Below are 24,734 nucleotides of genomic sequence, written 5' to 3'. Positions count from 1 at the left end.
TCTTTGGTTGAGGATTTGCTGTGCGATCACTGTTCTGGCGCATCCTGGCCAGCTTCTGGCTGGCCATTGCCCTTGTCGCGGGCCTATCGATTCTGCTCATGCACATCCTCAACCAGGACACCTGGATTCTCAGTCGTCATCCGGGTTTGAACAGCCTGGCCGAAGAGTGGACGCAGACCTATGAAAGCCAGGGCGAAGAAGCCGCCCAGGCGATTCTGGAACAGCGCAAGCAGCGTTATCACATCGATGTGCAGGTGCTCAACGAAGGCGGCGACCCGCTGGTCCGTGGGACTTTTCCACGCCGGGCCGCGGCCTTTGAAGCACGCCAGAACAACGATGACCGCAAGCTGCCCTGGCGCCGCCTGACGGTCGAGTACACCAGCCCGAAAAGCGGCGAAACCTACCTGCTGATCTACCGCATTCCCCACCCGGAACTGGACGCCTGGCACCGCGAAAGCCTGCTGCGCCCCCTCAGCGCCTTGGGGATTGCCCTGGTGGTGCTGACCTTGTTCAGCCTGCTGGTGACCTTGTCCATCACCCGCCCCCTGAGCCGCCTGCGCGGCGCCGTGCATGACCTCGGGCAGACGACTTATCAGCAGAACAGCCTGGCGAAACTGGCGGCGCGGCGCGATGAGTTCGGTGTGCTGGCCAAGGACTTCAACCTGATGGGCGCGCGTCTGCAAAGCCTGATCGGTAGCCAACGCCAACTGTTGCGGGATGTCTCCCATGAATTGCGTTCACCGCTGGCACGCCTGCGCATTGCCCTGGCCCTGGCCGAACGCGCCGGCCCTGAAGAACGCGAGCGACTCTGGCCGCGCCTGACCCGTGAATGCGACCGGCTGGAAGCGCTGATCAGCGAAATTCTCACCCTGGCCCGGGTCGACTCCGACCAGGCCAGTGCCGAAGAGGTCGACCTCACAGCACTGCTCACGACCTTGCAGAAGGACACCAACCTCGGCTGCCCGGAACAGCCGGTGCGCTTCGACGACGAACCGCCGCTGAGCTTCAAGGGGTGGCCGACCATGATCGAACGGGCTGTGGATAACCTGCTGCGCAACGCTCAGCGCTTCAATCCCGAGGGCCGGCCCATCGAACTGCACGCGCAACGTCAGGGTGAACGCATCGAAATCAGCGTGCGCGACCATGGCCCCGGTGTGGAACCCGCGCACCTGGCGCAACTGGGCGAGCCCTTCTACCGGGCGCCCGGACAGACCGCCCCGGGCCACGGCCTGGGACTGGCTATTGCCCGGCGGGCGGCGGAACGGCATGGCGGCAGCCTGATACTGGCGAATCATCCCGAGGGAGGATTTATCGCCAAACTGGATCTGCCTTTGGAACCTGGAGCGCAGGTTTAATTTCAAGCCGACCAGGCGCTGACAAACTCCGTCAGATCGACCTTCGGTGGCTGGCGCAGTTCGTTCTGCGGCGTGCCCAGGTACAGGAAGGCGATCACTTCCTCGTTGTCGCCCAGCCCCAGGCCCTTGGCCACATGGCGCGAATAGGACAGCTCGCCGGTGCGCCACACCGCGCCGATTCCCTGCGCATGGGCCGCCAGCAGAATGCCGTGGGCCGCGCAACCGGCCGCCAGCAACTGCTCGGACTTCGGCACCTTGAAGTGCTCCTGCAAACGCGCCACCACCACAATCAGCAACGGCGCGCGCAAGGGCATGGCGTGGGCCTTGTCGATGGCCGCCGGGGTCGCCTCGCCCTCTTGCAGGCGCACCGCCTCGGCCAGCAGGCTGCCCAATTGCTCACGGGCCGCGCCTTCCACGGTGAGGAAACGCCAAGGCCGCAGTTGCCCATGATCCGGGGCGCGCATCGCGGCGGCGAACAGAATATCGCGCTGGGCCTGGGTCGGGGCCGGATCGAGCAGGCGCGGTGCGGAAACACGGTTGAGCAAATTGTCGAGAGCCTCCATCGGCCACCTCCACTGGAAAATGATCGGGCTATTCTAGCCAGATCCCGGGCGGCCGTGCCGGTTTACATGACCGGGGTCGCGGGTAGAATGGCGCCCTGCCCCTTTCCCGAGCTTATTTCATGGCGATGCCGACCCTGCGCATCATCGGTTTCATCATCGGCATCTTCCTGATTACCCTGGCCGCCAGCATGGTCATCCCCATGCTGGTGCTGGTGGTCTTCGAACGCACCGGTGACCTGCCGGCTTTTCTCTGGGCCAGCACCATCACCTTTCTCGCCGGCCTGGCACTGGTCATGCGCGGTCGCCCGGCGCAGGTGCACCTGCGCCCCCGGGACATGTACCTGCTGACCGTGTCCAGCTGGGTGGTGGTGTGCATTTTCGCCGCGCTGCCCTTTGTGCTGACCCTGCACACCAGCTACACCGATGCCTTTTTCGAAAGCATGTCGGGTATTACCGCCACCGGCTCGACCGTGCTCAGCGGCCTGGACAGCATGTCCCCGGGCATCCTGATCTGGCGCTCGCTGCTGCACTGGCTGGGTGGGATCGGCTTTATCGGCATGGCGGTGGCGATTCTGCCGCTGCTACGCATCGGTGGCATGCGTCTGTTCCAGACCGAATCCTCGGACCGTTCGCAAAAGGTCATGCCGCGCTCGCACATGGTGGCGCGCCTGATCGTCACCGCCTATATCGGCATCACCCTCCTCGGCAGCCTGGCCTTCTGGTGGGCTGGCATGAGCCTGTTCGATGCGATCAACCACGCCATGTCGGCGATTTCCACTGGTGGTTTCTCCACCTCGGACCAGTCCCTGGCCAAGTGGCGCCAACCGGCGGTGCACTGGGTGGCGGTGCTGGTGATGATTCTCGGCAGCCTGCCGTTCACCCTCTACGTGGCAACCCTGCGCGGCCATCGCAAGGCGCTGCTCAAGGACCAGCAGGTGCAGGGTTTGCTTGGCTTGCTGCTGGTGACCTGGCTGGTGCTCGGCACCTGGTACTGGTGGACCACCCACCTGCACTGGCTCGACGCCCTGCGCCATGTGGCGCTGAACGTGACCTCGGTGGTCACCACCACCGGATTCGCCCTCGGCGACTACAGCCTGTGGGGCAACTTCTCGCTGATGCTGTTTTTCTACCTGGGCTTCGTCGGCGGTTGCTCCGGCTCGACGGCCGGAGGGATCAAGGTGTTCCGTTTCCAGGTGGCCTATATCCTGCTCAAGGCCAACCTCAACCAGTTGATCCATCCACGGGCGGTGATCAAGCAGAAATACAACGGTCACCGTCTCGACGAAGAAATCGTGCGTTCGATCCTGACCTTCTCGTTCTTCTTCGCCATCACCATTTGCGCCATCGCCCTGGCCTTGTCGCTGCTCGGCCTGGACTGGATGACCGCCCTTACCGGCGCCGCCAGCACCGTCTCCGGCGTGGGGCCAGGCCTGGGCGAAGTGATCGGACCATCCGGCAACTTCGCCACCTTGCCGGATGCGGCCAAGTGGATTCTGTCCCTGGGCATGCTGCTCGGTCGGCTGGAAATCATCACAGTGTTCGTTCTGTGTATTCCCGCATTCTGGCGTCATTGACCGAAGCCACCGCCCCCAACAGCCGCGCCCGATACTCGCCAGGCGTAACCTCGAACCAGCGGCGAAAGGCGCGGAAAAAGTTGCTCGGATCGGCAAACCCCAGCAGGTAGGCGATTTCCAGCAAGGTCATGCGCGGCTGCGCCAGGTACTGCTCGGCCAGCTCGCGACGGGTGTCATCGAGGAGTGTCTGGAAACTGGTGCCCTCTTCCTGCAAACGCCGCTGCAGGGTGCGCTGGGACAGGTGCAGGGTCTGTGCCACCATTTCGCGCTTGGGCTCGCCCTGAGGCAGCAGGCGGCACAACACCTGGCGCGCCTTGTGGGTCACCCGGCTTTCGGAGAAGCGCGCCAGGTATTCACCGGCGAAACGATCGTGGAGCAAGGCCATGGCCTCGTTGGCGGTCGGCAGCGGCGCCTCCATGTCGGCCTGCTCGAAGATCAGCGCATCGTAGGGTGCGTTGAACACCAGCGGCGCATGGAACACCTCCTTGTAAGGGCCGATATCCTCCGGCTCCGCGCCCTGCACCAGGACCTTGCGCGGCTGCAAGGTGCGCCCGCTCAGCCAGCCACAGAGTGCCAGGGCGCAGGCCAGGGAAGCCTCGGCGCTCTGGCGGGTGGGCGGCAGGTGGTCACCGTGCACCGTCAGGATCAGCGCATAACCTTCAGGCAAAAGACGAAAGCTCAGGTCGGCACTTTCCGCGATGATCCGCTGATAACGCACCAGGCGCCTGAAGCCCTCGGCCAGGGTCTGGCTGGACATCAGCGCATAGCCGGCGACATGAAAGGACGCCGGGCGCACCACCCGGCCCATGTTCAAGCCAATCGCCGGGTTACCGGAAAGCTCCACCGCACGCTGCCACAGTCGCGTAATCGAGTCCTGGGGAAAGCGCGCATCGGGATCGTCGAGCGCCGCGTAATCGAGCCCCAGCTGCCTGAACAGGACACGGCAATCCAGGCCATCCATCTCCAGCGCCTTGACAATCCCCATCGCCCAGCTTGCAGAAGTCGTTCTCTCGCTCATGGCCTTTTCTTGCATGATAAGTCGCATATGACGACTAGTGGCCTAAGGATACTAAAGTGGCGCCTATTGTCACTGGTAGCCGCTGTCAATCACTCTAGACTCAAATAAGCTCCCCGTGGAACCCTCCGTGGGCGAGCTCGCCAACGCGGAGAGTAACCCGTGGAAAACATCAGAAAATTCAACAGCTTCGCAGAATTTTACCCCTACTATCTGAGCGAACATGGCAACAGTACCTGCCGTCGGTTGCATTTCGTCGGCACCAGCCTGGTGATTTTTTTCCTCGCCCTGGCCATTGGTCGCGCCGCGGGAGGGTTCCTGTTGGCGGTGCCGATCGCCGGCTATGGCTTCGCCTGGGTCGGACATTTCTTTTTCGAGAAGAACCGCCCGGCCACCTTTGAACATCCTTTCTACAGTCTGCTCGGCGATTTCGTCATGTTTCGCGACATGATCCTCGGCAAGGTGCCGTTTTAGGCCCGGGAAGCCAGCAAAGCGTCCTGTGCAGCCACTGCCAGGACGCCGGCAAGCCCTAGACTGGGACCGGCATCGATAAAAACCACAAGAGGACAGCCGATGACCGGACAAGCCCGCTTTACCCATATGCAGGACGGCACCCAGGCCGATTGGGCGGTGATTGCCGCTGACTTCAGCGCCTACGCCCGGCAACTGCCGGCGCGGATCCTGACCCACCTGAAGCTGCTGGAAGGTGATTTTGGCGGTTTTCCGGTGGATCGCCTGACCCACTCGTTGCAAACCGCCAGCCGGGCCTGGCGCGATGGCCGGGACGAGGAGTACGTGGTCTGCGCGCTGCTCCACGATATCGGCGACACCCTCGGCTCCTACAATCACCCGGATATCGCCGCGGCGATTCTCAAGCCCTTTGTCAGCGCCGAAAACCTGTGGATGGTGGAAAAGCATGGGATTTTCCAGGGCTACTACTTCTTCCACTACCTGGGGATGGATCGCCATTTGCGCGAGCAATTTCGCGAGCACCCGCAGTACCTGGCAACGATCGAATTCTGCGCCAAGTACGATGCCGCAGCCTTCGACCCAGACTACGAGAGCCTGCCCCTGAGCTTTTTCGAACCGCTGATGGAGCGGGTGTTTGCCCAACCCCGGCAATCGATCTACAAGGCCGCGATGGTGCCCAACCAGACGGCCTGACGCGCCCTACCCCAGCTCGGCAACTTTCTCCAGTTCCAACTTGAGCTGCGCCTCTTTCGCCTGGGCATCGGCCAGACGATACAGCTCGATGGTGCCATCCCAGTGTTCGATCAGGGCGGTGCAGGACTCGACCCAGTCGCCACAGTTGAGGTATTCCACCTCGCCGACCTTGCGGATCTCGGCGTGGTGGATATGCCCGCACACCACCCCGTCGAGCCCGCGTTTCACGCATTCGTGGGCGATGGCCTCTTCGAAGTCGCTGATGAAACTGACCGCGGTCTTGACCTTGTGCTTGAGGTAGGCCGACAACGACCAGTAGCCATAACCGTAGCGGGCTCGCCAATGGTTCAGCCAGCGGTTGAGGGTCAGGGTGAACTCGTAGGCCGAATCGCCGAGAAACGCCAGCCAACGGTGATATCGGGTGATCACGTCGAACTGGTCGCCATGGATCACCAGCAGCTTGCGGCCGTCGGCGGTGGTGTGCACCGCTTCATCGACCAACTGGATATTGCCGAGGATCAGCTTGGAGTAACGGCGCAGGAATTCATCATGGTTGCCGGTGACATAGATCACCTCGGTGCCGCGCTTGCTCATGGTCAGCAAGCGACGGATCACGTTGGTATGCGCTTGCGGCCAATACATGCCGCCGCGCATCTTCCAACCGTCGATGATATCGCCCACCAGGTAGATACGGTCGGCCTGATAGCCCTTGAGAAACTGCGACAGGTGTTCGGCCTGGCAGTCCCGGGTCCCCAGGTGCACGTCGGAAATCCACAGGGTTCGCACACGCTGCTTACGGCTGGGTTTGGCGAGCTCCGCACGGGTCATGGGCATTCTCCGGATTTTTCCTGAGCTTGCACCGGGGTAGTTAATAGTCCATGACAGTCACATGGCAATCCTATGACAACCGCCTGGACGGCAAGCGGTGTAAACTGCGGCGATGCCAAGGAGACCGCGATGGGACCGATCCTGACCCTGCGCCACTACAGCCGCGACCTGATTACCCACAGCCACGCCCATGCGCAGCTGGTGTTCGGCCTGTCCGGACTGCTCGACTTCGAAATCGAGGGCCACGGCAGCCAGGTGGTGCAGCAAAGCGTCGCGGTGATTCCCAGCGAGGCCCATCATGTCTGCGCCAGCCCCAACGGCAGCCGCTGCCTGGTGCTGGATGTGCCGGACCAACACTGGTTGCTGAGCACCCTGGGCGACCACGCCGACGCCAGCCGGCGTCTGCTCGACAGCCCCGGGCCGCGAACCCTCGATGCCGCCCAGAGCCAACTGGTGCAGTGGCTCGCGGCCAGCCCGGTGCAGGACCCGCTGATCGCCCAACAGGGCGCGGTGCTGCTGCTCGCCAGCCTGAACAGCCCCGGCCCCCACCCGCTCGGCGGCAAGCGCCTGCCCCTGGCCGCCCTCAATGCGCATATCGATCGCCACCTGGCCCACCCGCTGCAGGTGGCCGACCTGGCGCGCATCGCCGACTTGTCCAGCGCGCGCCTGCATACACGCTTTGTCGCCGAATGCGGGCAGACGCCCATGGACTATGTGCGCAGTCGCCGCCTGCATAACGCCCTGGGACTGCTGCGCGAATCGGCCCTGCCGATCGGTGAGATCGCCAGCCGCGTCGGCTACCAGTCGCAAAGCGCCTTTGCCGCCGCCGTGCTCCGTGAGTTCGGCCGTACGCCCGGCGCGCTGCGGCGCGAGTCCTGAGACAAACGACAGCAGGCACGCGACAGACAGGCGCAGCGACCGCCCTCTAGACTGCGGTTCTGCCCGTCACTGTATTCAAGGACCGCCATGACTCCCCGTACCGCCCTGGGCGCCCTGCATATCGGCGCATTGATGTTTGGCCTGACCGGCGTGTTCGGCAAACTCGCGAGCGCCGCGCCGGCCATCATCGTCTGCGGCCGGGCCATCTTTGCCGTGCTCGCCCTCAGCCTGTTCGCCCGTCTGGCTCGCAGCCAGCGCTGGCAACCGTTGCAGTCGCGGGACTGGCGGCGCCTGCTGCTCAGCGGCCTGCTGCTGGCCGGGCACTGGGTCAGCTTTTTCATCGCGGTAAAAGTCGCCGGCGTGGCGGTGGCGACCTTGGGTTTCGCCAGTTTCCCGGCCTTTACCGTGATCCTCGAGGGGCTGATCTTTCGCGAACGTATCCGCTTCAATGAAATCTTGCTGGTGGTGCTGGTCAGTATCGGCCTGGTGCTGGTCACCCCCGACTTCGATCTCGCCAGCCAGGCCACCGGTGGACTGCTCTGGGCCGTGCTTTCCGGCCTGTTGTTCTCGCTGCTGTCGCTGGCCAACCGGGCCGGCTCCGGGCGAATTCCCGCGGTGCAGGCGGCGTTGTGCCAGAACCTGGTGGTCGCCGCCTGCCTGCTGCCCTGGGCCGCCCCAGCCCTGGCGCAAGTGCCGGCGCTGGACTGGTTGTGGATCGGCCTGTTGGGGGTGCTCTGCACCGGCTTGGCCCACAGCCTGTTCGTCGCCAGCCTCGCGGTGATCAAGGCGCGTACCGCCGCGGTGGTCTTTGCCCTGGAGCCTGTGTACGGGATCACCGCCGCCTGGCTGCTGTTCGGCGAAAACCCGACGCCGCGCATGTTGCTCGGTGGTGCCCTGATCATTCTCGCCATCGTCGTGTCCAGCCGTCTGGGTGCGGCGGCCGCGCCCCGGGAAAGCCAGGAAGCCGCGCCAGTTCATTGACGAAAAGCCAATCCGCCTATACTGGTGACATCCGCAACAGTTTGCTGTCGTTCACGGAGATCAGGGTTTCTCGACGACAGCGGCAGTGATTCCCCCCTGAATCGACTCGATTCGAGCGGCCCTCCCCATCAACATGTTGGAGGGTTTCATCCATGGACATCGTCAGTCTTTTGATTCAAGCCATCAGCGGCGCCGTGGGCGGGAACGTGGCCGGTTCGGTACTGGAGAAATACAACCTGGGCCCGCTCATCAATTCCATCCTGGGCATACTCGGCGGCGGCCTCGGCGGACAGCTACTCGATCTGGTCACCGGCGGCAGCATAGGCGGTAGCAGCGGCGCACTGGACCTGACCTCGATCCTCAGCAGTATCGCCAGCGGCGGCGTGGGCGGTGGGGTGCTGATGGTCATCGTCGGGCTTATCAAGTCGAAGCTGAGCCCGTCGTAACCGCGCGCCTATCGGGGCCGGTCGTTGTGCCCGAGGTCGCGCTCGGGGTCGATCCGGTCCCGTACCCGCTGCTTGAGCACCTTGGCTTCCGGAAAGCCACCGTCCGCCTTGCGCTCCCAGATCTGCACCTCGTCGCAGGTGATCCGGAACACCCCGCCGGTCCCCGGCTCCAGGGCCACCTGGCCAAGCTCGTCGGCGAAAGTGCTGAGCAGTTCCTGGGCCAGCCAGGCGGCGCGCAGCAGCCATTGGCACTGGGTGCAGTAAGTGATGACGATGTGCGGTTTACCTGCGGTCATGGGAGTTCTCTCTGGACAAGGCCCTGAGCGAAGGACGGAATACCTGGATCCTGGGCGGGCGTGATAGACGCGCCCAGGATCAGGCCGAAGAGCTCACCCCGCGCCTACGCCCAGCAGTATCAGCGAATGCTCGCCAGCAGGGTGCGAGCTGTTTGCTTCAAGGGTTCATCGCCTTCCCGGAGCAGCTCGTGGAGCAGTTGGCTGGCATGGTCCAGGTCGCCGACATTGATGCAGGTTTGCGCCTGCTCCAGCTTGCTGGCCGAGGCGTGCTCAAGCTCCAGGCTGTCGAAATCCACTTCCAGGGGTTCGATGTCCAGGGGCTCGGGGTCGTTCATGAAACCGTCGAGAAACACGTCATCCAGTGAATCCCCGTCCTCCGGCAAGCTTAACTCCACTTCGCGCACAGGTGCAGGCTCTGGCTCGGACTCAAGCTCGGAAAAATCACTGAGGAACTGCTCGTCCGGTATCTCGAACACTTCCGGCAGCTCATTGAAGCTCTTGGTGAATATCGGCTCGGGCTCAGGCTCCAGCTCGACAGGCAAAACCGGCTCGTCAGCGTTCTTGCTGCGGGACTGCGGCGTATTGTCGAACGGGCTGAGCAGGTCCCAGTCGGCGTCCATGGACAGGTCATCGAGGTTGAGCTGGAATTCGTCCTCCAGCGGTTTTTCCGCCGCCGGTGCGCTTGCCGCTGCCGGCTCGGCCGGCTTGTTCCAATCTGCCGCCAATACCGGCGCGGCCACTGCCACGGCACTGACCACCGCCAGAACCGGTGCTGGGGACGCGGCGGCTGGAACTGGGGTGGCGGCAACGGTTTGCAGCTTCGGATACTTGGCGCGCAGCTCCTGCAGAGCCGACTCGCTGAACCCGGCCTCCAGCAGATTGCGCTCTTCTGTCGCATACGCCGCACTGTCACCCTGCTGGGCCAGCACCTCCAGCAAGCGCAGGCGCAAGTCCGTACGCTCGGGCTCCTTGAGCATGGCCTCGCGCAGAATGCCCGCCGCCTCGCTGAAGCGACCGTAGGCGATGTAGATACTCACGCCTTCAAGCGCGTCCGGCACCTCACTGGACTGCCGTGAGGCCGCCGCCACCGGTGCCATCACCGGCTCGATCCGAGTCGACGCGGGAGTCGCCAGCTTGGTCGGCGGGGCCGGCGTTACCACACGACTGACCATCGGTTCCGGAACCGGAGCCGCCTGCGGCACAGCCTCGGGCGCCTGTTCAGCCTGCTGGCGGTTGCGCCGCAGGATAAAGGCCACGGCCAACAGCGCGATCAGCAACAGCACCGCCGCCCACAGCAGCCAGTTCGGACCATCGGAAGTCCCGGCAGCCGGGGTCGGTAGCACGACCGGAGCGGCCACCAGCGCCGGAGCCGGCGCAGCAGCCTTGGCCTTGAGTTCGGCGAGTTGCGTCTGTAGTTCGACGGCCTGTTTCTGGCTGCCGGCAATCAGTTCGTCCTGGGCCTTCAACCTGACCTGCAGATCCTCGACAGTCTTCTGCAACTGCTGGTTTTCCAAGGCGGACTTGGCCAGTTCCTCGGCATTTTGCAGCGTCTCGGCCGCCAGCGCAGCCGGGGTCGGCGGGGTCGCGGCGGCAGTGCCCGTGGTGGCCCCAGGCATCGCGGAAGACGCCGGGGCCGCAACCACTGCAACATCCGGCAGCAACAAGCTCTGGCCGACCCGCAAATGGTCGCTTCCAGGATTGAGCGCACGAATGCCCTGGGACAGTTCATTGACCGAAACCTGGCTGCCGGCGTCACGCAGTCGTTTGGCAATTCCCCAGAGATGATCGCCCTTGACCACGGTGTAGCGCTTGCCCTGCACGGCCGGCGGCGGCGGAATACTCGCCACAGAGGCCGATGGCTCCAGGGCGGCGCTGCGGGCCGGCAGGCTATAGCCCGCTGGCAGGTTACCCGGCGGGTCGAGCAACACGGTGTATTCGCGCAGCAAGCGTCCGTTGGGTCGGTTGACCTGCACCAGGAAATTCAGGAAAGGTTCGCTGACCGGCTTGTTGCTCTGCACTTGGATAACACTGCTGTTACCCCGTAACACCGGGGTAAAGCGCAGGTCATTGAGGAAGAACACCCGCTCGACGCCAGCCCGGGCGAACTCCTCGGGTGTCGCCAGGCTCACCGAGAGCTCGCCTTCGGCCAGGTCGCCCGGTTCGATCAAGGTGATTTCCGCGTTCAGCGGCTGGTTGAGCGCCGAATGCAGGGTGATATCCCCCAGGCCCATGGCCGGGGCCAGCACCGAATACAACAACCCGCCGGCCAGCACGGCCAACAGGCGAGCCCGGTTCAAGGAGGATTTTCCAATGGAGCACCGCAACGCGGACTGCAAACTCTCGAGCATGAGCATCCCTTAACTGGCGTGACGGCCCGCGCGCGCTGGCCGGACACCGACACAATACACAGAACCTGTAACTCTTATAGTCTGCCGCCTGAAGATTCTCCAAGCCCGGCAGCCCGGGAATACCTCAGGATTTTTCCAGATTGGCCAGGATCCGGCTGTGGACCCGCATGCAGATCCGCAGTTCTTCATCGTCGACACCGACGAACAGCTCATGACGCAAGGCCGTGGCGATGGTCTCGATCTGTTCAATCAGGGGCCGTGCCGAGGCACTCAGGACGATTTTCTTCGCGCGCCGGTCTTCCAGCACTGCCTGGCGCTGGACCAGTCCCTGGGTTTCCAGACTGTCGAGCAGGCGTGCCAGGGTCGGCCCTTCAACGCCGACACTCTGGGCCAGCTCACGCTGGGTTGGGGCCTCGGTAAACCGTGCCAGGTGCAGCAAGACCAGCCAGCGCGCCTGGGACAAGCCCAGGCCCGCCAGACGGCGATCCAGTTCCGCGCGCCAGCCTCGGGACATGTGCGCCAACTGCATGCCAAAACGGTGTTCATCGGTCAACGGCATAAAACACTCAGGGTTAGACTTAAAATAGACAAAACTAATTATTAGTCAGCTAAGCATGGCCCATGCCCAGAGGCAAGGTCTGCTCAGCGCTGAATCGTTACTTGTCGTGAATAGAACAATGACCGGGGACAATACCGACCTCACATTTCAAATTCCGCCTGCAAGGCGGCCCGCACGCAATACAGAACCCCTTCCGGCACACGCCCGGCAAACAGCTCGGCAATGGCGGTCACCGGGGGCAATTCGCCTTCGCCGTCGAGAAAGGCGTCCTGGATTTCCCCCAGCAGGTCTTCCGGCAAGTCCAGTGCCTGCTCCAGCGACAGTTGCTGGCGGCCGATGGCTTCGGCCAGCAAGGTGTAGACATTCTTTTCCGAGCACTGCAACTGCCCGGCAATCTGCAACGGCGTCATGCCGGCCCGGGCCAGGCTGATCAATTCGTGACGGATATCGGCCACCGTCTTCGGAGTCTCGGCCTCCCCGCCCAGCACTTCGAGGAACGCCTCGCCGTAACGCTCCAGCTTGCGCGCGCCGATACCGCTGACCTTGGCCATTTCCGCCAGGGAAGTCGGCTGGCTGCGGAGCATTTCCAGCAAGGTGGAGTCGGGAAAAATGACATACGGCGGCACGCCATGTTCCTGTGCCAGCCTGCGTCGCAGGGCGCGCAGGGCTTCCCACTGCTCACGCTCCTCGCCACGCACCAGTTGGCTGGCGGGGCTGGCGGAAACGCTTTTGGCCGTGGTCTGCGGCTTGAGGTCGCGGCGCAGCTCCAGGCTCACTTCACCCTTGAGCAAGGGGCGGCAGCTATCGCTCAGGCGCAGGCCGCCGTAGCCTTCCAGGTCGATATCGGCCAGCCCGCGGGCCACCAGTTGGCGGAACAGGGTGCGCCACTCGCCTTCGGCCAGCGCCTTGCCGACGCCGAACACCGTCAGGTGCTGATGACCGAAACTGCGCACCTTGTCGTTTTCCTTGCCCAGCAGCACATCCACCAGGTGCCCGACACCATAACGCTGGCCAGTGCGGAAGATCGCCGAGAGCGCCTGGCGTGCCGGTTCGGTGGCATCCCAGGTCTGCACGCCATCGACGCAGTTGTCGCAATGCCCGCAGGGTTGCGGCATGTCTTCATCGAAATAGGCGAGCAGGGTCTGGCGACGGCAGCGGGTTTCTTCGCACAGGGCCAACATGGCGTCGAGCTTGTGGTGCTCCAGGCGCTTGTGCCGCTCGTCCCCCTCGGAGTTCTGCAGCATCTGCTTGAGCATCACCACATCCTGCAAGCCATAAGCCATCCAGGCATCCGCCGGCAGCCCGTCGCGCCCCGCCCGACCGGTTTCCTGATAGTAGGCTTCCAGGGACTTGGGCAGGTCGAGGTGGGCAACAAAACGCACGTTGGACTTGTCGATGCCCATGCCGAAGGCGATGGTCGCGACCATGATCAGGCCTTCCTCGTTGAGGAAGCGCTTCTGGTTGGCGGCCCGCACATCGCTGGCCAGCCCGGCGTGGTATGGCAGCGCCGGATAGCCCTGCTCGCAGAGCATCGCGGCGACTTCGTCGACCTTCTTGCGCGAGAGGCAATAGACGATCCCGGCATCGCTGCGCCGTTGCGAAAGGAACGCCAGCAACTGCTTGCGCGGCTGCTCCTTGGGCACGATGCGGTAGAAGATATTCGGCCGATCGAAGCTGGACAGGAAACGCTCGGCATTTTGCAGGTGCAGGCGATTGACGATTTCTTCGCGGGTCCGCTTGTCGGCGGTGGCGGTCAAGGCAATGCGCGGTACATTCGGGAACAGCTCGGCCAACTGACCGAGTTGCAGGTACTCGGGACGGAAGTCGTGCCCCCATTGCGACACACAATGGGCCTCGTCGATGGCGAACAGGGCGATCTCGAGGTTCTGCAGGAACGACAACATGCGCGGCTGCACCAGGCGCTCGGGGGCCAGGTAGAGCATTTTCACCTCGCCACGACGAATCCGCGCAGCCAGGTCGCGTTGCTGCTCGGCGCTCAGGGTCGAGTTCAGCGCGGCGGCAGCCACCCCCAGTTCCTCGAGGGTCGCAACCTGATCGTCCATCAGCGCGATCAACGGCGAGACCACCACCGTCAGACCCTCGCGCAGCAACGCCGGGACCTGGAAGCACAACGACTTGCCGCCACCGGTGGGCATCAGCACCAGGGCATCGCCGCCATTGGCCACGCGCTCAATAATGGCACCCTGGCGACCACGAAAGCTGTCGTAACCGAAGATGTCCTTGAGGACGCGTTGAGCCTGTTCGAGCATAGCCACTCCAAAAAATCACCGAAACGCCTACTCAAAGGCTGGTCGAAGATTCACCAATTTCACGAAAAAATCCGTAAGCAGGCATTTCTTGAACCGCCACAGGGTCAGCAGCGCATCACAAAACGCGGCAGTATACCCGAGCGTCCGACGGCAATGGGCGATGCCGGTCGGTTAAGGGAATTCAGTGCTTGCTGGCCTGAGGGCTCAAGAACGCCTAGAATTGCCTATCGTTTATTCCCAAGGTAGCCTTCAATGTCCTTCGCTGAGCAACTCACCCGCCTGCAAGCCTTCCTCGACGCCGACGAGCTGCACGAAGAAGCGCTGGACTATGTGGCCGCCCACGGCTACCTGACCGCGTTGTCGATCTGCGCCGAGATCGTCCCCGAGCGTGAATGGATCGACGCCCTGTTCGCCGAGGAGCCGCACTACAGCGACGCCGCCCAGCGCGAAGAGATCGAAGCCACGCTGATCCAGCTCAAGGCGCATATCGCCCGCCAACTGGCGTCCGATGAGGAATTCGAACTGCCTTGCGACCTGGACCTGGGCGACGACCCGGACGATTCCGAGCTGCGCGGCTGGTGCATCGGTTTCATGGAAGGCGTGTTCCTGCGCGAAGAAGCCTGGTTCGAAACCGCCGAAGACGAAGTCAGCGAGATGCTCCTGCCGATCATGGTCGGTTCCGGCCTGTTCGACGAACAACCCGAGTTCGCCGATATCGCCGCCGACGCCAACCTGATGGACGACATGATCGTGCAGATCCCGGAAGCCCTGACCGCGTTGTACCTGCTGTGCAACGCCCCGGACGAAAAACCGGCGATCCTCAAGCCACGTCATCACTGACCACTGAGCCGGCGGAATGGAAGCCGGATTCTGTGGGCGCAGGATTTACCGGGACGCCGGACCGCCGCGAAGAGGCCCTCAAGGCCTCCAAAAGCTTCGCGGGCAAGCTCCGCGCCCACAAGTTACCCGGCGCCTTGCAGATTCAAGCATCCCGAATTGTCGGGTGCCCTTGCCCGTGATTGCGTAGAAAAGTCTCCTCGCCCATCGCCCGGATCTGTCCTTCGATCAGCGCCTCGAACGGCCGCAGCAACGCCGCGAACGAAACTGGTGCTTCAAGGGTTTCCAGCGCCTGGACAATCGCCTCCAGCGTCGACAACGCGCCCGGCTCCGGTGCCTTGCGCAATCGATAGCGCGACACCGCCCCCGCCTCCAGCATCACCCGTGGCAACGCCGCCAGCAATGGATTGAGATACAGCATCTTGCGCGCCTTGCGCCAGGTGCCGTCGGGCACCACCAGCAACAGCGGCAGCTCGCTCGACGCGGCCGCATAAGCCTGCAAGGGTTGCACAGCATCTCCCGGAAACAACAATTTCGCCTCGTACCCTGGTTGCCGCAGCCATTCGGCCAGGTCCTCGAACACCTCCCCCACCCGCAACTCGGCATTGGTCAAACCCAGCACCGCCAGCCGGGCGGTGTTCAAGGCATGATTGACCTCACTGGGGTGCTGCAATAGCAGCACCCGGGTGCGGCTGTCCAACTGCGGGATCAGCGCGCACAAGCAATGGCTTTCAGGACGCAGGCAGCGTTCACAACGGGCTCTGGACATTGATAGGTACCGATCAGGGCTGGTTGAGCTGCGCTTTGAGCAGGTCGCGGAAGGTCTGGATCAAGGGTTCGCGACTGCGGCCCCGGCGCAGGATCATCGAGAACGGCGCCTGGTAGCCGAAGGTCGCCGGCAGCAGTACCCGCAGATCACCCTTGTCGGCCCAGGGTTGCGCGTAGTGCTCCGGTAGGTAGCCGATATAAGCGCCGGACAATACCAGGATAAGCTGTGCCTCCATACTTTCCACGGTCGCCGCACTGTGCTTGAAACCGTGGCGCGCCAGCTCGGCCTGACTCCAGTAACCACGTCCGACCATGCGTTGCTGGGTGATCACCTGTTCCGGGATGCGCCGTTCGTTGTACAGCGGATGGCGATTGCTGCAATACAACCAGTGCTGCTCGCGGTATAGCGGCTGGTAGACCAACCCGCTCATGCGCGTGGAGAAAGCGCCGATGGCCAGGTCCAGGCGATTGTCCTGTACACCGAGTTGCAATTCGTAGGGACTCATCACCGACAGGTGCAGGTGCACCGCCGGGTGCTCCTGGCTGTAGGCGCCGATGGTCTCGGCCAGCGGCAATGCTGGCTCGCTGACCGTGGAATCGATCACGCCGAGGTTCAAGGTGCCGCGCAATTCGCCCTTGAGGGCCGCGGCGTATTGCTCGAAACCTTCGAGTTCGCCCAGCAGGCGCAGGGTTTCCTGGTGGAACAACTCGCCCTTGCTGGTCAGGCTGAAACCACCACGCCCGCGATGACACAGCACCAGGCCCAGGGACGCTTCAAGCTGGCTCATGTAGGTGCTGATGGCCGACGTCGAGAGATTGAGCTCCTGCTGGGCATTGGCAAAGCCCTGGTGCCGGACCACGCTGACGAAGATGCGCAATAGTTTCAGGTCGGGTAAAGCGTTGGCCATGGGCACTCCGGTTGTGGGGCGTCAGTTAGGGCCTCATCGCGAGCAATCGAACGTCGACCGGCTGCTCCTGCGAAAAGCAGCGCCAACCACTGTAGGAGCGGGCTTGCTCGCGACAGGTCGCGTGGCGACCGGCAAAAGTCTACCGCCACCTCGCCCATTAGTTTAGAAAAATCTGAACTAACTATTTGCCGTCAGCGATTCTTCCCGGGCGGTGCCTTTCGCAGAATCGCCCCCCTGATAACCAAAATAAATGATGAGGCTTACCCGTGGACAAGATTCTTCACCAACCACTGGGCGGTAACGAAATGCCGCGCTTCGGCGGTATCGCCACCATGATGCGCCTCCCGCACCTGCAATCGGCCGCCGGCCTCGACGCCGCGTTTATCGGGATCCCGCTGGACATCGGCACCTCGCTGCGCGCCGGGACCCGTTTCGGTCCACGGGAAATCCGCGCCGAATCAGTGATGATCCGCCCGTACAACATGGCCACCGGAGCCGCGCCCTTCGACTCGCTGTCGGTGGCCGATATCGGCGATGTAGCGATCAACACCTTCAACCTGCTGGACGCCGTGCGTATCATCGAGGAAGCCTACGACGCCATCCTCGAACACCCGGTCGTCCCGCTGACCCTGGGCGGTGACCACACCATCACCCTGCCGATCCTGCGCGCTATCCACAAGAAGCACGGCAAGGTCGGCCTGGTACACATCGACGCCCACGCCGATGTCAACGATCACATGTTCGGCGAGAAGATCGCCCACGGCACCACCTTCCGCCGCGCCGTGGAAGAAGGCCTGCTGGACTGCGACCGGGTGGTACAGATCGGCCTGCGCGCCCAGGGCTACACCGCCGAAGACTTCAACTGGAGCCGCAAGCAGGGCTTCCGTGTGGTCCAGGCCGAAGAGTGCTGGCACAAATCCCTCGCCCCGCTGATGGCTGAAGTGCGCGAAAAAGTCGGCGGCGGCCCGGTGTATCTGAGCTTCGACATCGACGGCATCGACCCGGCCTGGGCGCCCGGTACCGGCACCCCGGAAATCGGCGGCCTGACCACCATCCAGGCGATCGAGATCGTCCGTGGTTGCCAGGGCCTCGACCTGGTCGGCTGCGACCTGGTGGAAGTCTCGCCACCCTACGACACCAGCGGCAACACCTCGCTGCTCGGCGCCAACCTGCTGTACGAGATGCTCTGCGTACTGCCCGGCGTGACCCACCGCTGAGGAGTCGCCATGAACCACCGTGACCAGGTACTCAAGGCCGCCGCCGAGCTGGTGGCCGCCTTCGCCGCCAACGATCGCGAAGCCTACTTCGCGGCCTTCAGCGAAGATGCCAGCTTCGTCTTCTACACCCTCGAACAGCCCCTGCTGTCACGCGACGCTTACCAGGCGTTGTGGGATAGCTGGCGTGCCGAGGATGGCTTCGAAGTGCTCGCGTGCACCTCAAGCAACGCTTTTGTCAGCCTGCAGGGCGACGTGGCGATATTCATTCATGACGTCGCCACCGAGCTGCGCATGCAAGGCGAGCTTCTCTTTAGCCAGGAGCGCGAAACCATTGTGTTTCGCCAACAACAAGAACGCGGCCGATGGCTGGCCTGCCACGAACACTTATCAGCGACACCCCAAGGACTGCCCTCCTCTTAGCCAACGCTGATAGCCCTCACAGAAGATGAGGACAGCGCAATGATCGGAGCGATCATGAATAAAAACAACAATGAAAAAAGCCTTAGCAACATCGAAACCAACGGGGTCGAACAGATCCCCGACCACGAACGCGATGCCCGACCCAGCGACCTGTTTCGCCTGATTTTCGGCGGTGCCAATACCTTTGCCACCGCCGTGCTCGGCAGCTTCCCGGTACTCTTCGGCCTGTCCTTCCAGGCCGGTGTCTGGGCGATCGTCCTGGGCGTGGTGCTCGGTGCGTTGATCCTCGCGCCCATGGGCCTGTTCGGGCCGATCAACGGCACCAACAACGCCGTGTCCTCCGGTGCGCACTTCGGTGTGCACGGTCGGATCGTCGGTTCGTTCCTGTCGTTGCTCACCGCCATCGCGTTCTTCTCGCTGTCGGTGTGGAGCTCGGGGGATGCGTTGATCGGTGGTGCCAAGCGTCTGATCGATATGCCTGAAACCGACCTGACCCTGGGCCTGGCCTATGGCCTGTTTGCGATCCTGGTGCTGACAGTGTGCATCTACGGCTTTCGCTTCATGCTGTGGGTCAACCGCATCGCCGTGTGGGCCGCAAGCCTGTTGTTCCTGCTCGGGATCTTCGCCTTTGCGCCGACTTTCGACAGCCACTTCGCCGGTACCGTGGCGATGGGACAGGCGGGGTTCTGGGCGGCCTTTATCGGCGCCGCGCTGGTGGCCATGAGCAACCCGATTTCCTTCGGCGCGTTCCTCGGTGACTGGTCGCGTTATATCCCCCGTGAAACCTCGAAAGCCCGGATCATGCTGGCGGTGATCGCGGCGCAGCTCGCCACCCTGATTCCGTTCCTGTTCGGCCTGGCGACCGCCACCATCGTCGCGATCAAGGCACCGGACTACATCACTGCGAACAACTACGTCGGTGGCCTGCTGGCCGTCTCGCCGACCTGGTTCTTCCTGCCGGTGTGCCTGATCGCGGTGATCGGCGGCATGTCCACCGGCACCACCTCGCTGTATGGCACCGGGCTGGACATGTCCAGCGTGTTCCCACGGCTGCTGTCGCGGGTCAAGGCAACCTTGCTGATCGGCGTGCTGTCGATTGCCTTCATCTTCATCGGACGCTTCGCGGCGAACCTGGTGCAGAGCGTGTCGACCTTCGCCGTGCTGATCATCACCTGCACCACCCCATGGATGGTGATCATGATCATCGGTTTGCTGGTGCGTCGTGGCTACTACTGCCCGGATGATCTGCAAGTCTTCACCCGCGGCGAAACCGGCGGTCGCTACTGGTTCAGCCACGGCTGGAACTGGCGCGGCCTCGGCGCCTGGATCCCCAGCGCGCTGGTGGGCCTGTGTTTCGTCAACCTGCCGGGGCAGTTCGTCGGCCCGCTGGGCAACCTGGCCGATGGCATCGACATCAGCCTGCCGATCACCCTCGGGCTGGCGTCGCTGATGTACCTGGCCCTGCTCAGCCTGTTCCCGGAAACGGCAGAGGTTTATGGACCGCTGGATGCGCGCAGCCAGGGTGGCAAAACGTTGAAGCCTGGAATGCGCCAGGCGGCCTGACCCTGTAGGAGCCAGCTTGCCGGCAATGAGGCCCCGGCGCCTTGCCGCGCATGCTTGGCCACCATCGCCGGCAAGCCGGCTCCCACAAAAACCAACGCGCTCAACTACCTATTGCTTCACCATAAAAAAGATAATCGGAGACACGCCTTCATGGCTTTGGATCTATTGGTTGTACTCATTTATGCCGCTGGCATGCTCGTGCTCGGTTACTACGGCATGCGCAAGGCCAAGACCCACGAAGACTACCTGGTGGCCGGGCGTAACCTGGGCCCGACGCTGTACATGGGCACCATGGCCGCCACGGTACTCGGTGGGGCATCCACCGTCGGCACCGTACGCCTGGGCTATGTCCACGGGATTTCCGGCTTCTGGCTCTGCGCCGCCCTGGGTTTCGGCATCATCGCGCTGAACCTGTTCCTCGCCAAACCGCTGCTGAAGCTGAAAATCTTCACCGTGACCCAGGTCCTGGAGAAACGCTACAACCCCATGGCCCGCCAGGCCAGTGCGGTGATCATGCTGGCCTACGCGCTGATGATCGGCGTGACCTCGATCCTCGCCATCGGCACCGTACTGCAAGTGCTGTTCAACCTGCCGTTCTGGCTCTCGGTGCTGCTGGGCGGCGGTGTGGTGGTGGTCTATTCGACCATCGGCGGCATGTGGTCGCTGACCCTGACCGACATCGTCCAGTTCGTGATCAAGACCGTGGGCCTGATGTTCATCCTGTTGCCGATCTGCCTCTACCGCGTCGGCGGCTGGGACCAACTGGTGAACAAGCTGCCGGCGAGCAGCTTCAGTTTCACCACCATCGGTTGGGACACCATCATCACCTACTTCCTGATCTACTTCTTCGGCATCCTGATCGGCCAGGACATCTGGCAACGGGTGTTCACCGCCAAGGATGAGAAAGTCGCGAAATATGCCGGCAGTGTCGCCGGGGTCTACTGCATCGCCTACGGCCTGGCCTGCGCCCTGATCGGCATGGCCGCCCATGTGCTGATTCCGGACCTGGCCAACGTCAACAACGCCTTTGCCGCCATCGTCAAGCAATCGCTGCCCGACGGCATTCGTGGCCTGGTGATCGCCGCAGCCCTGGCGGCCATGATGTCCACCGCCAGCGCCGGCCTGCTGGCCGCCTCCACCGTGCTGACCGAAGACCTGCTGCCGAAACTGCGTGGCGGCAAGCAGTCGAGCCTGGGGATCAACCGCCTGTTCACCTGCCTGACCGGGATCGTCGTGCTGGCTATCGCCCTGGTGGTCAGCGACGTGATCAGCGCCCTGACCCTGGCCTATAACCTGCTGGTGGGCGGCATGCTGATTCCACTGATCGGGGCGATTTTCTGGAAACGCGCCACCACCAGCGGCGCCATTACCAGCATGGCCCTGGGCTTCATCACCGCCCTGGTGTTCATGCTCAAGGACGGCCTGGATGCCAACACCCCGATCTACTACAGCCTGGCCATCGGCCTGATCAGCTTCGTCGTGGTCAGCCTGCTGCCTCCACGTCCGGCCAGCGTAGCCGCCAGCGCCATCTGACAGTGCAGTGACTTCAGCGGGGGCGACGTCGGTTGTCGCACCCGTTTTTTGCCTGTCCCCCCGCACTGAGCAACCCTGCTCCCGCCCAGAAGGATGAACGGTCAAATCCCTCACAGAACTTGTGCTGTACTGGCCTATAGCGACTACTTTCTTGGTTAACAAGAAAGTACAAGGATCGCTAGCGTCAGCCCTGACAGCGATCGCCCTGCCCCAGGAAAGGGTCAAACAATAAGAAAACTTTCCCCGAGGCGTTTATGAACAGACTCGAGATTCATCCGCACAGCTGCCATTCCATCGCGGAGCAGTTGTCGTTGCAATGGCCGCAGGATCCCTCCCAGCCGCCAAAGCAACAGGGGAGACCGCAGGCATGAAAAGAGCCGATATTCGCAAGATCGTGCATGACTTTATCAGCCTGCGGCTCGACGACCCGCAGGCATTCGCTGACGATCAGACCTTGCAGGCATTGGGATTGGACAAACAGGACATTGAAGACCTGATGTTCCATCTTGAAGATGAGTTTGATCTGACGGCGTTTACCGAAGAGGAAGACCGCTTGCTCAAGGAAGCGGTCACAGTCAACGACCTAAGTCGTTTCCTACAGAAAATCGCCCGACATTGAGCGACGCAAACGCCGCTGAACCGGGTTGCCCGCGAAGCCATGGGTAATCTGGAGGGGCGTTTCGCGGCGGTGCGGCGATCCGACCAGCCCCGCGCCCACACCGACCGCGTTATCCAGTCAGAAGACTGCGACCCACCCGCAGGCGCTTACCGACGTGGCTGACGGCGACGGCGATCATCGTCGGTACGAATAGGTACCGGCTGCAGCGGTGGTTCGATCAAGCCAAGGGCAACACCGAGGTCATGGAGCCAAGTTTGCAGTTTGTCTTTCATATAGCCCCCTTCAGGGTAATGCGAGCGACGGAGTTCTGTAGCCGCTTCACACAGATCATAGCCCTAAGTCCTACGCAATGCTGTCCCTTGCAGCAGGATCTTTGATTTAAATCATGGCAAAACGCTTCAAGCCGACGCACGGAACTCTTCGGCACTGTTTGCCAGCGGCAACAAGGCGTTTTTCTGCAGCTCGATCCAGGCCGCCAGATTGGCGCCGACCATCCCCTTGCGCCACATCAACCAGGTGGTGGCGCTGGCAAAAGGCTCGGCCAGTCGATGCACCGACACGCTTTCACGCCCTGGCAGGCTGGCCAGCATCGACTCGGACATCATCGCCACGCCGGAACCGGCGGTGACACAGGCGAGCATCCCGGGATAGGACTCGATCTCGATGGCCCGGCCCATGCTCGCGTGATAGTGGCCGAACCAGGCCTCCAGGCGCAGGCGGTAGGCACAGCCACGGCGAAAGGTGAAGACCGGCTGCCCCTGCACGTCCAGGGCACTGCGCACCGGCGGGTGATCGGCCGGGCAGATCAGCACCAGGGTTTCATCGCAGAACGCAATACCGTCGAGCCCGGCCAGTTGCAGCGGGCCATCCACCAGGGCGGCATCCAGGCGCCCGGAAACCACGCCCTCGAGCAATTCGCCGCTGGGCGCGGACTGCACCTGCAGGTTCACCTCGGGATAAGTACGGTGATAACGCGCCAGCATCGCCGGCAGGTAAATCGCCGCGGTGCTGTACATGGTGCCCAGCACGAAATCCCCCGCCGGCTGCCCGCCGCGCGTGGCGGCCTGGGCCTCGTCATGCAAGGCGAACAGCCGGCTCGAGTAATCGAGCAGGACCTTGCCGGCCGGAGACAGTTGCAGGCGCTGGCGCTCACGCAGGAACAGTTCGACCCCCAGTTGCTCCTCAAGCTGCTTGATCCGCGTGGACAGGTTCGACGGCACCCGGTGCAGGCGCTCGGCGGCGCGGGTGATGGAGCCCTCCTCGGCCACGGCCTGGAAGATCCGTAATTGGCTGAACTCCATGACCATCTCCAAAAATGAACAAGTTACTCACTATTATTCATTTTTAAAGAAAGTCAATCAGTCCTAGCCTGACGGTCATCGCTCTCTGCCTGGAAATGACGCCATGTCCCCCCTGATTCGTCTGACCGCCTGCTTTGTCGCCCTGATGATGGCCATGGGGGTGGGCCGTTTCGCCCTGACCCCGCAATTGCCGCACCTGATCAGCGAGGGCCAGATCGACCTGACCGCCGGTGGCCTGATCGCCGCCGCCAATTACCTGGGCTACCTGCTGGGCGCGGTGGATGCCCTGTTCGCCCGGCGCGCGCAGCATGTTCGCCTGCGTCTGCTCGCCGGCCTGTGGTTATGCGTGCTGCTGACCCTGGCCTCTTCCTGGGCTCACGGGTTCTGGTCGCACTGGCTGCTGCGCTTCGGCACTGGAGTCGCGAGTGCCTGGGTGGTGGTCATGATCACCAGCCTGAGCCAGCCGCTGGCCCACGCCGCCGGGCGACCACGCCTGGGGGCCTGGGTGTTTGCCGGCCCCGGCCTGGGCATCATGCTCACCGGCCTGCTGGCGCTGGGTTCGAACCTGCGGGGACAGAACTCGTCGACCCTGTGGCTGGTGTACGCCGGCGTCGGCCTGCTGATGTTGCTGCTGATCCTGCCCTTCCTGCCGCTGCCGAATACCACGCCCGTGACCACCGCCACAGCCGCCCCCGTGGCCACGGACAGCGAGCAGCAGCCGATCGGTCATCTTGGCCTGCTCTATGCCCTGTATGGCCTGGGCTACATCATTCCGGCGACCTTTCTCTCGCAGATGGCCAATGCCCGCTTCCACGGGCAATGGCAGGCCGATCTGTTCTGGCCCAGCTTCGGCCTGGTCGCGGCCCTCGGCGTGGTGTTGGTGAGCCTGCGGCGCGCCAAACCCGACAGTACCCGGCGCTGGCTGATGGCGACCCTCTGGTTGCAGGCCGCCGGGGTCTTCGCCTGCCTGTTGTCGAGCGGTCTGGGGTTGGTGCTGGGGGTGATTCTCTGCGGCATGCCGTTCCTGGCCTGCATGCAGTTGGTCATGCAGCGCTCACGGGAACTGGCGCCTCACGCCACCCATCGCAATGCCGGGCTGCTGACCGCCTGCTTCGCCATCGGGCAACTCTGCGGGCCGCTGCTGGCAGCCTTGAGCAGCCACTTCAGCGGTGGCCTGCAAGCGGCCCTGATCGTGGCCGGCAGTGGCCTGGTGCTGGCGGGGTTGGTGGTGTTGCGGCCGGTGCCGACCGCGGTGCCAGGGGCGACGCTGGTGCAACGCTGATCATCGCA

25 protein-coding genes are annotated in these 24,734 nt (G+C 63.3%); 14 read left to right on the top strand and 11 right to left on the bottom strand.

What is annotated here, in order from left to right:
• The first annotated feature begins 20 nt into the window (after positions 1-20).
• Entirely contained in the window at positions 21-1,355 is a 1,335-nt protein-coding gene (locus AC07T0_RS02690) for a sensor histidine kinase (RefSeq protein ID WP_494999730.1), read from the top strand.
• 2 nt (positions 1,356-1,357) lie between these two features.
• Here the strand turns inward: AC07T0_RS02690 and AC07T0_RS02685 are convergent, their stop codons facing one another.
• On the bottom strand, positions 1,358-1,918 hold the full coding sequence (locus tag AC07T0_RS02685) for a nitroreductase family protein (protein ID WP_494999729.1): 561 nt from the start codon (positions 1,916-1,918) through the stop codon (positions 1,358-1,360).
• A gap of 119 nt (positions 1,919-2,037) precedes the next feature.
• Here AC07T0_RS02685 and AC07T0_RS02680 point away from each other — a divergent pair, with 119 nt between their 5' ends.
• The gene (locus AC07T0_RS02680) at positions 2,038-3,492 is read left to right on the top strand and encodes a TrkH family potassium uptake protein (RefSeq protein ID WP_494999728.1); all 1,455 of its coding nucleotides are present in this window, start codon (positions 2,038-2,040) and stop codon (positions 3,490-3,492) included.
• Here AC07T0_RS02680 and AC07T0_RS02675 read toward each other — a convergent pair.
• A complete protein-coding gene (locus AC07T0_RS02675; RefSeq protein WP_494999727.1) occupies positions 3,449-4,510 on the bottom strand; it encodes an AraC family transcriptional regulator in 1,062 nt (353 codons plus the stop codon). The genes AC07T0_RS02680 and AC07T0_RS02675 overlap by 44 nt on opposite strands.
• 159 nt (positions 4,511-4,669) lie before the next feature.
• On the opposite strand from AC07T0_RS02675, the gene AC07T0_RS02670 reads away from it, so the two are divergent.
• Complete coding sequence (locus tag AC07T0_RS02670; RefSeq protein ID WP_494999726.1) at positions 4,670-4,981, top strand: Mpo1-like protein; 312 nt, start codon at positions 4,670-4,672, stop codon at positions 4,979-4,981.
• Between the two features lie 99 nt (positions 4,982-5,080).
• Entirely contained in the window at positions 5,081-5,671 is a 591-nt protein-coding gene (locus AC07T0_RS02665) for an HD domain-containing protein (RefSeq protein ID WP_494999725.1), read from the top strand.
• 6 nt (positions 5,672-5,677) lie between these two features.
• Here the strand turns inward: AC07T0_RS02665 and AC07T0_RS02660 are convergent, their stop codons facing one another.
• Positions 5,678-6,499: a UDP-2,3-diacylglucosamine diphosphatase gene (locus AC07T0_RS02660; protein WP_494999724.1), complete on the bottom strand. Its 822-nt coding sequence runs from the start codon at positions 6,497-6,499 to the stop codon at positions 5,678-5,680.
• A 129-nt stretch (positions 6,500-6,628) separates the two neighbouring features.
• Between AC07T0_RS02660 and AC07T0_RS02655 the strand changes: the two genes are divergently transcribed.
• From AC07T0_RS02655 to AC07T0_RS02645, 3 genes are all read left to right on the top strand, one after another.
• Positions 6,629-7,378, top strand: coding sequence for an AraC family transcriptional regulator (locus tag AC07T0_RS02655; RefSeq protein ID WP_494999723.1), 750 nt, complete (start codon positions 6,629-6,631; stop codon positions 7,376-7,378).
• Between the two features lie 87 nt (positions 7,379-7,465).
• Positions 7,466-8,359 carry a DMT family transporter gene (locus tag AC07T0_RS02650; protein ID WP_494999722.1) on the top strand — a complete coding sequence of 298 codons (894 nt, stop codon included), beginning with the start codon at positions 7,466-7,468 and terminating at the stop codon, positions 8,357-8,359.
• A gap of 152 nt (positions 8,360-8,511) precedes the next feature.
• A complete protein-coding gene (locus tag AC07T0_RS02645; RefSeq protein ID WP_494999721.1) occupies positions 8,512-8,805 on the top strand; it encodes a hypothetical protein in 294 nt (97 codons plus the stop codon).
• An 8-nt stretch (positions 8,806-8,813) separates the two neighbouring features.
• Here AC07T0_RS02645 and AC07T0_RS02640 read toward each other — a convergent pair whose 3' ends face one another.
• The 4 genes from AC07T0_RS02640 to recQ form a co-directional block, all read right to left on the bottom strand.
• A complete protein-coding gene (locus tag AC07T0_RS02640; protein ID WP_494999720.1) occupies positions 8,814-9,101 on the bottom strand; it encodes an Rdx family protein in 288 nt (95 codons plus the stop codon).
• Positions 9,102-9,220: 119 nt separating this feature from the next.
• Entirely contained in the window at positions 9,221-11,398 is a 2,178-nt protein-coding gene (locus tag AC07T0_RS02635; RefSeq protein ID WP_494999719.1) for a motility hub landmark protein FimV, read from the bottom strand.
• 175 nt (positions 11,399-11,573) lie between these two features.
• The gene (locus tag AC07T0_RS02630) at positions 11,574-12,008 is read right to left on the bottom strand and encodes a MarR family transcriptional regulator (protein ID WP_218224036.1); all 435 of its coding nucleotides are present in this window, start codon (positions 12,006-12,008) and stop codon (positions 11,574-11,576) included.
• A 140-nt stretch (positions 12,009-12,148) separates the two neighbouring features.
• Entirely contained in the window at positions 12,149-14,278 is a 2,130-nt protein-coding gene (gene recQ, locus AC07T0_RS02625) for a DNA helicase RecQ (RefSeq protein WP_494999718.1), read from the bottom strand.
• A 252-nt stretch (positions 14,279-14,530) separates the two neighbouring features.
• On the opposite strand from recQ, the gene AC07T0_RS02620 reads away from it, so the two are divergent.
• A complete protein-coding gene (locus tag AC07T0_RS02620; protein ID WP_248800494.1) occupies positions 14,531-15,118 on the top strand; it encodes a UPF0149 family protein in 588 nt (195 codons plus the stop codon).
• A 142-nt stretch (positions 15,119-15,260) separates the two neighbouring features.
• Here the strand turns inward: AC07T0_RS02620 and AC07T0_RS02615 are convergent, their stop codons facing one another.
• Positions 15,261-15,884, bottom strand: coding sequence for a tRNA-uridine aminocarboxypropyltransferase (locus AC07T0_RS02615; protein WP_494999717.1), 624 nt, complete (start codon positions 15,882-15,884; stop codon positions 15,261-15,263).
• 13 nt (positions 15,885-15,897) lie between these two features.
• The gene (locus tag AC07T0_RS02610) at positions 15,898-16,791 is read right to left on the bottom strand and encodes a LysR family transcriptional regulator (protein ID WP_121137834.1); all 894 of its coding nucleotides are present in this window, start codon (positions 16,789-16,791) and stop codon (positions 15,898-15,900) included.
• 266 nt (positions 16,792-17,057) lie between these two features.
• Between AC07T0_RS02610 and speB the strand changes: the two genes are divergently transcribed.
• The 5 genes from speB to AC07T0_RS02585 all read left to right on the top strand — a co-directional run bounded on the left by speB (position 17,058) and on the right by AC07T0_RS02585 (position 22,143).
• The gene (gene speB / locus AC07T0_RS02605; protein WP_494999716.1) at positions 17,058-18,008 is read left to right on the top strand and encodes an agmatinase; all 951 of its coding nucleotides are present in this window, start codon (positions 17,058-17,060) and stop codon (positions 18,006-18,008) included.
• Positions 18,009-18,017: 9 nt separating this feature from the next.
• Positions 18,018-18,428: a YybH family protein gene (locus AC07T0_RS02600; RefSeq protein WP_494999715.1), complete on the top strand. Its 411-nt coding sequence runs from the start codon at positions 18,018-18,020 to the stop codon at positions 18,426-18,428.
• Between the two features lie 54 nt (positions 18,429-18,482).
• A complete protein-coding gene (locus AC07T0_RS02595; protein WP_494999714.1) occupies positions 18,483-19,991 on the top strand; it encodes a purine-cytosine permease family protein in 1,509 nt (502 codons plus the stop codon).
• Positions 19,992-20,141: 150 nt separating this feature from the next.
• A complete protein-coding gene (locus AC07T0_RS02590) occupies positions 20,142-21,524 on the top strand; it encodes a sodium:solute symporter family protein (RefSeq protein WP_494999713.1) in 1,383 nt (460 codons plus the stop codon).
• Positions 21,525-21,891: 367 nt separating this feature from the next.
• Entirely contained in the window at positions 21,892-22,143 is a 252-nt protein-coding gene (locus AC07T0_RS02585; RefSeq protein ID WP_494999712.1) for an acyl carrier protein, read from the top strand.
• Positions 22,144-22,289: 146 nt separating this feature from the next.
• Here AC07T0_RS02585 and AC07T0_RS02580 read toward each other — a convergent pair whose 3' ends face one another.
• Positions 22,290-22,415, bottom strand: a complete 126-nt coding sequence (locus tag AC07T0_RS02580; RefSeq protein WP_017903325.1) for a PA1414 family protein — start codon at positions 22,413-22,415, stop codon at positions 22,290-22,292.
• Positions 22,416-22,541: 126 nt separating this feature from the next.
• The gene (gene ptrR / locus AC07T0_RS02575; protein ID WP_494999711.1) at positions 22,542-23,444 is read right to left on the bottom strand and encodes a putrescine utilization regulator PtrR; all 903 of its coding nucleotides are present in this window, start codon (positions 23,442-23,444) and stop codon (positions 22,542-22,544) included.
• Between the two features lie 103 nt (positions 23,445-23,547).
• Between ptrR and AC07T0_RS02570 the strand changes: the two genes are divergently transcribed.
• Positions 23,548-24,726: a YbfB/YjiJ family MFS transporter gene (locus AC07T0_RS02570; protein ID WP_494999710.1), complete on the top strand. Its 1,179-nt coding sequence runs from the start codon at positions 23,548-23,550 to the stop codon at positions 24,724-24,726.
• The last annotated feature ends 8 nt before the right edge of the window (positions 24,727-24,734 follow it).

It is taken from the genome of Pseudomonas sp. GW821-FHT04D07, assembly GCF_059420225.1.
Note: the sequence above shows the minus strand (reverse complement) of the source record. Positions and strands in the feature narration are given on the sequence as shown.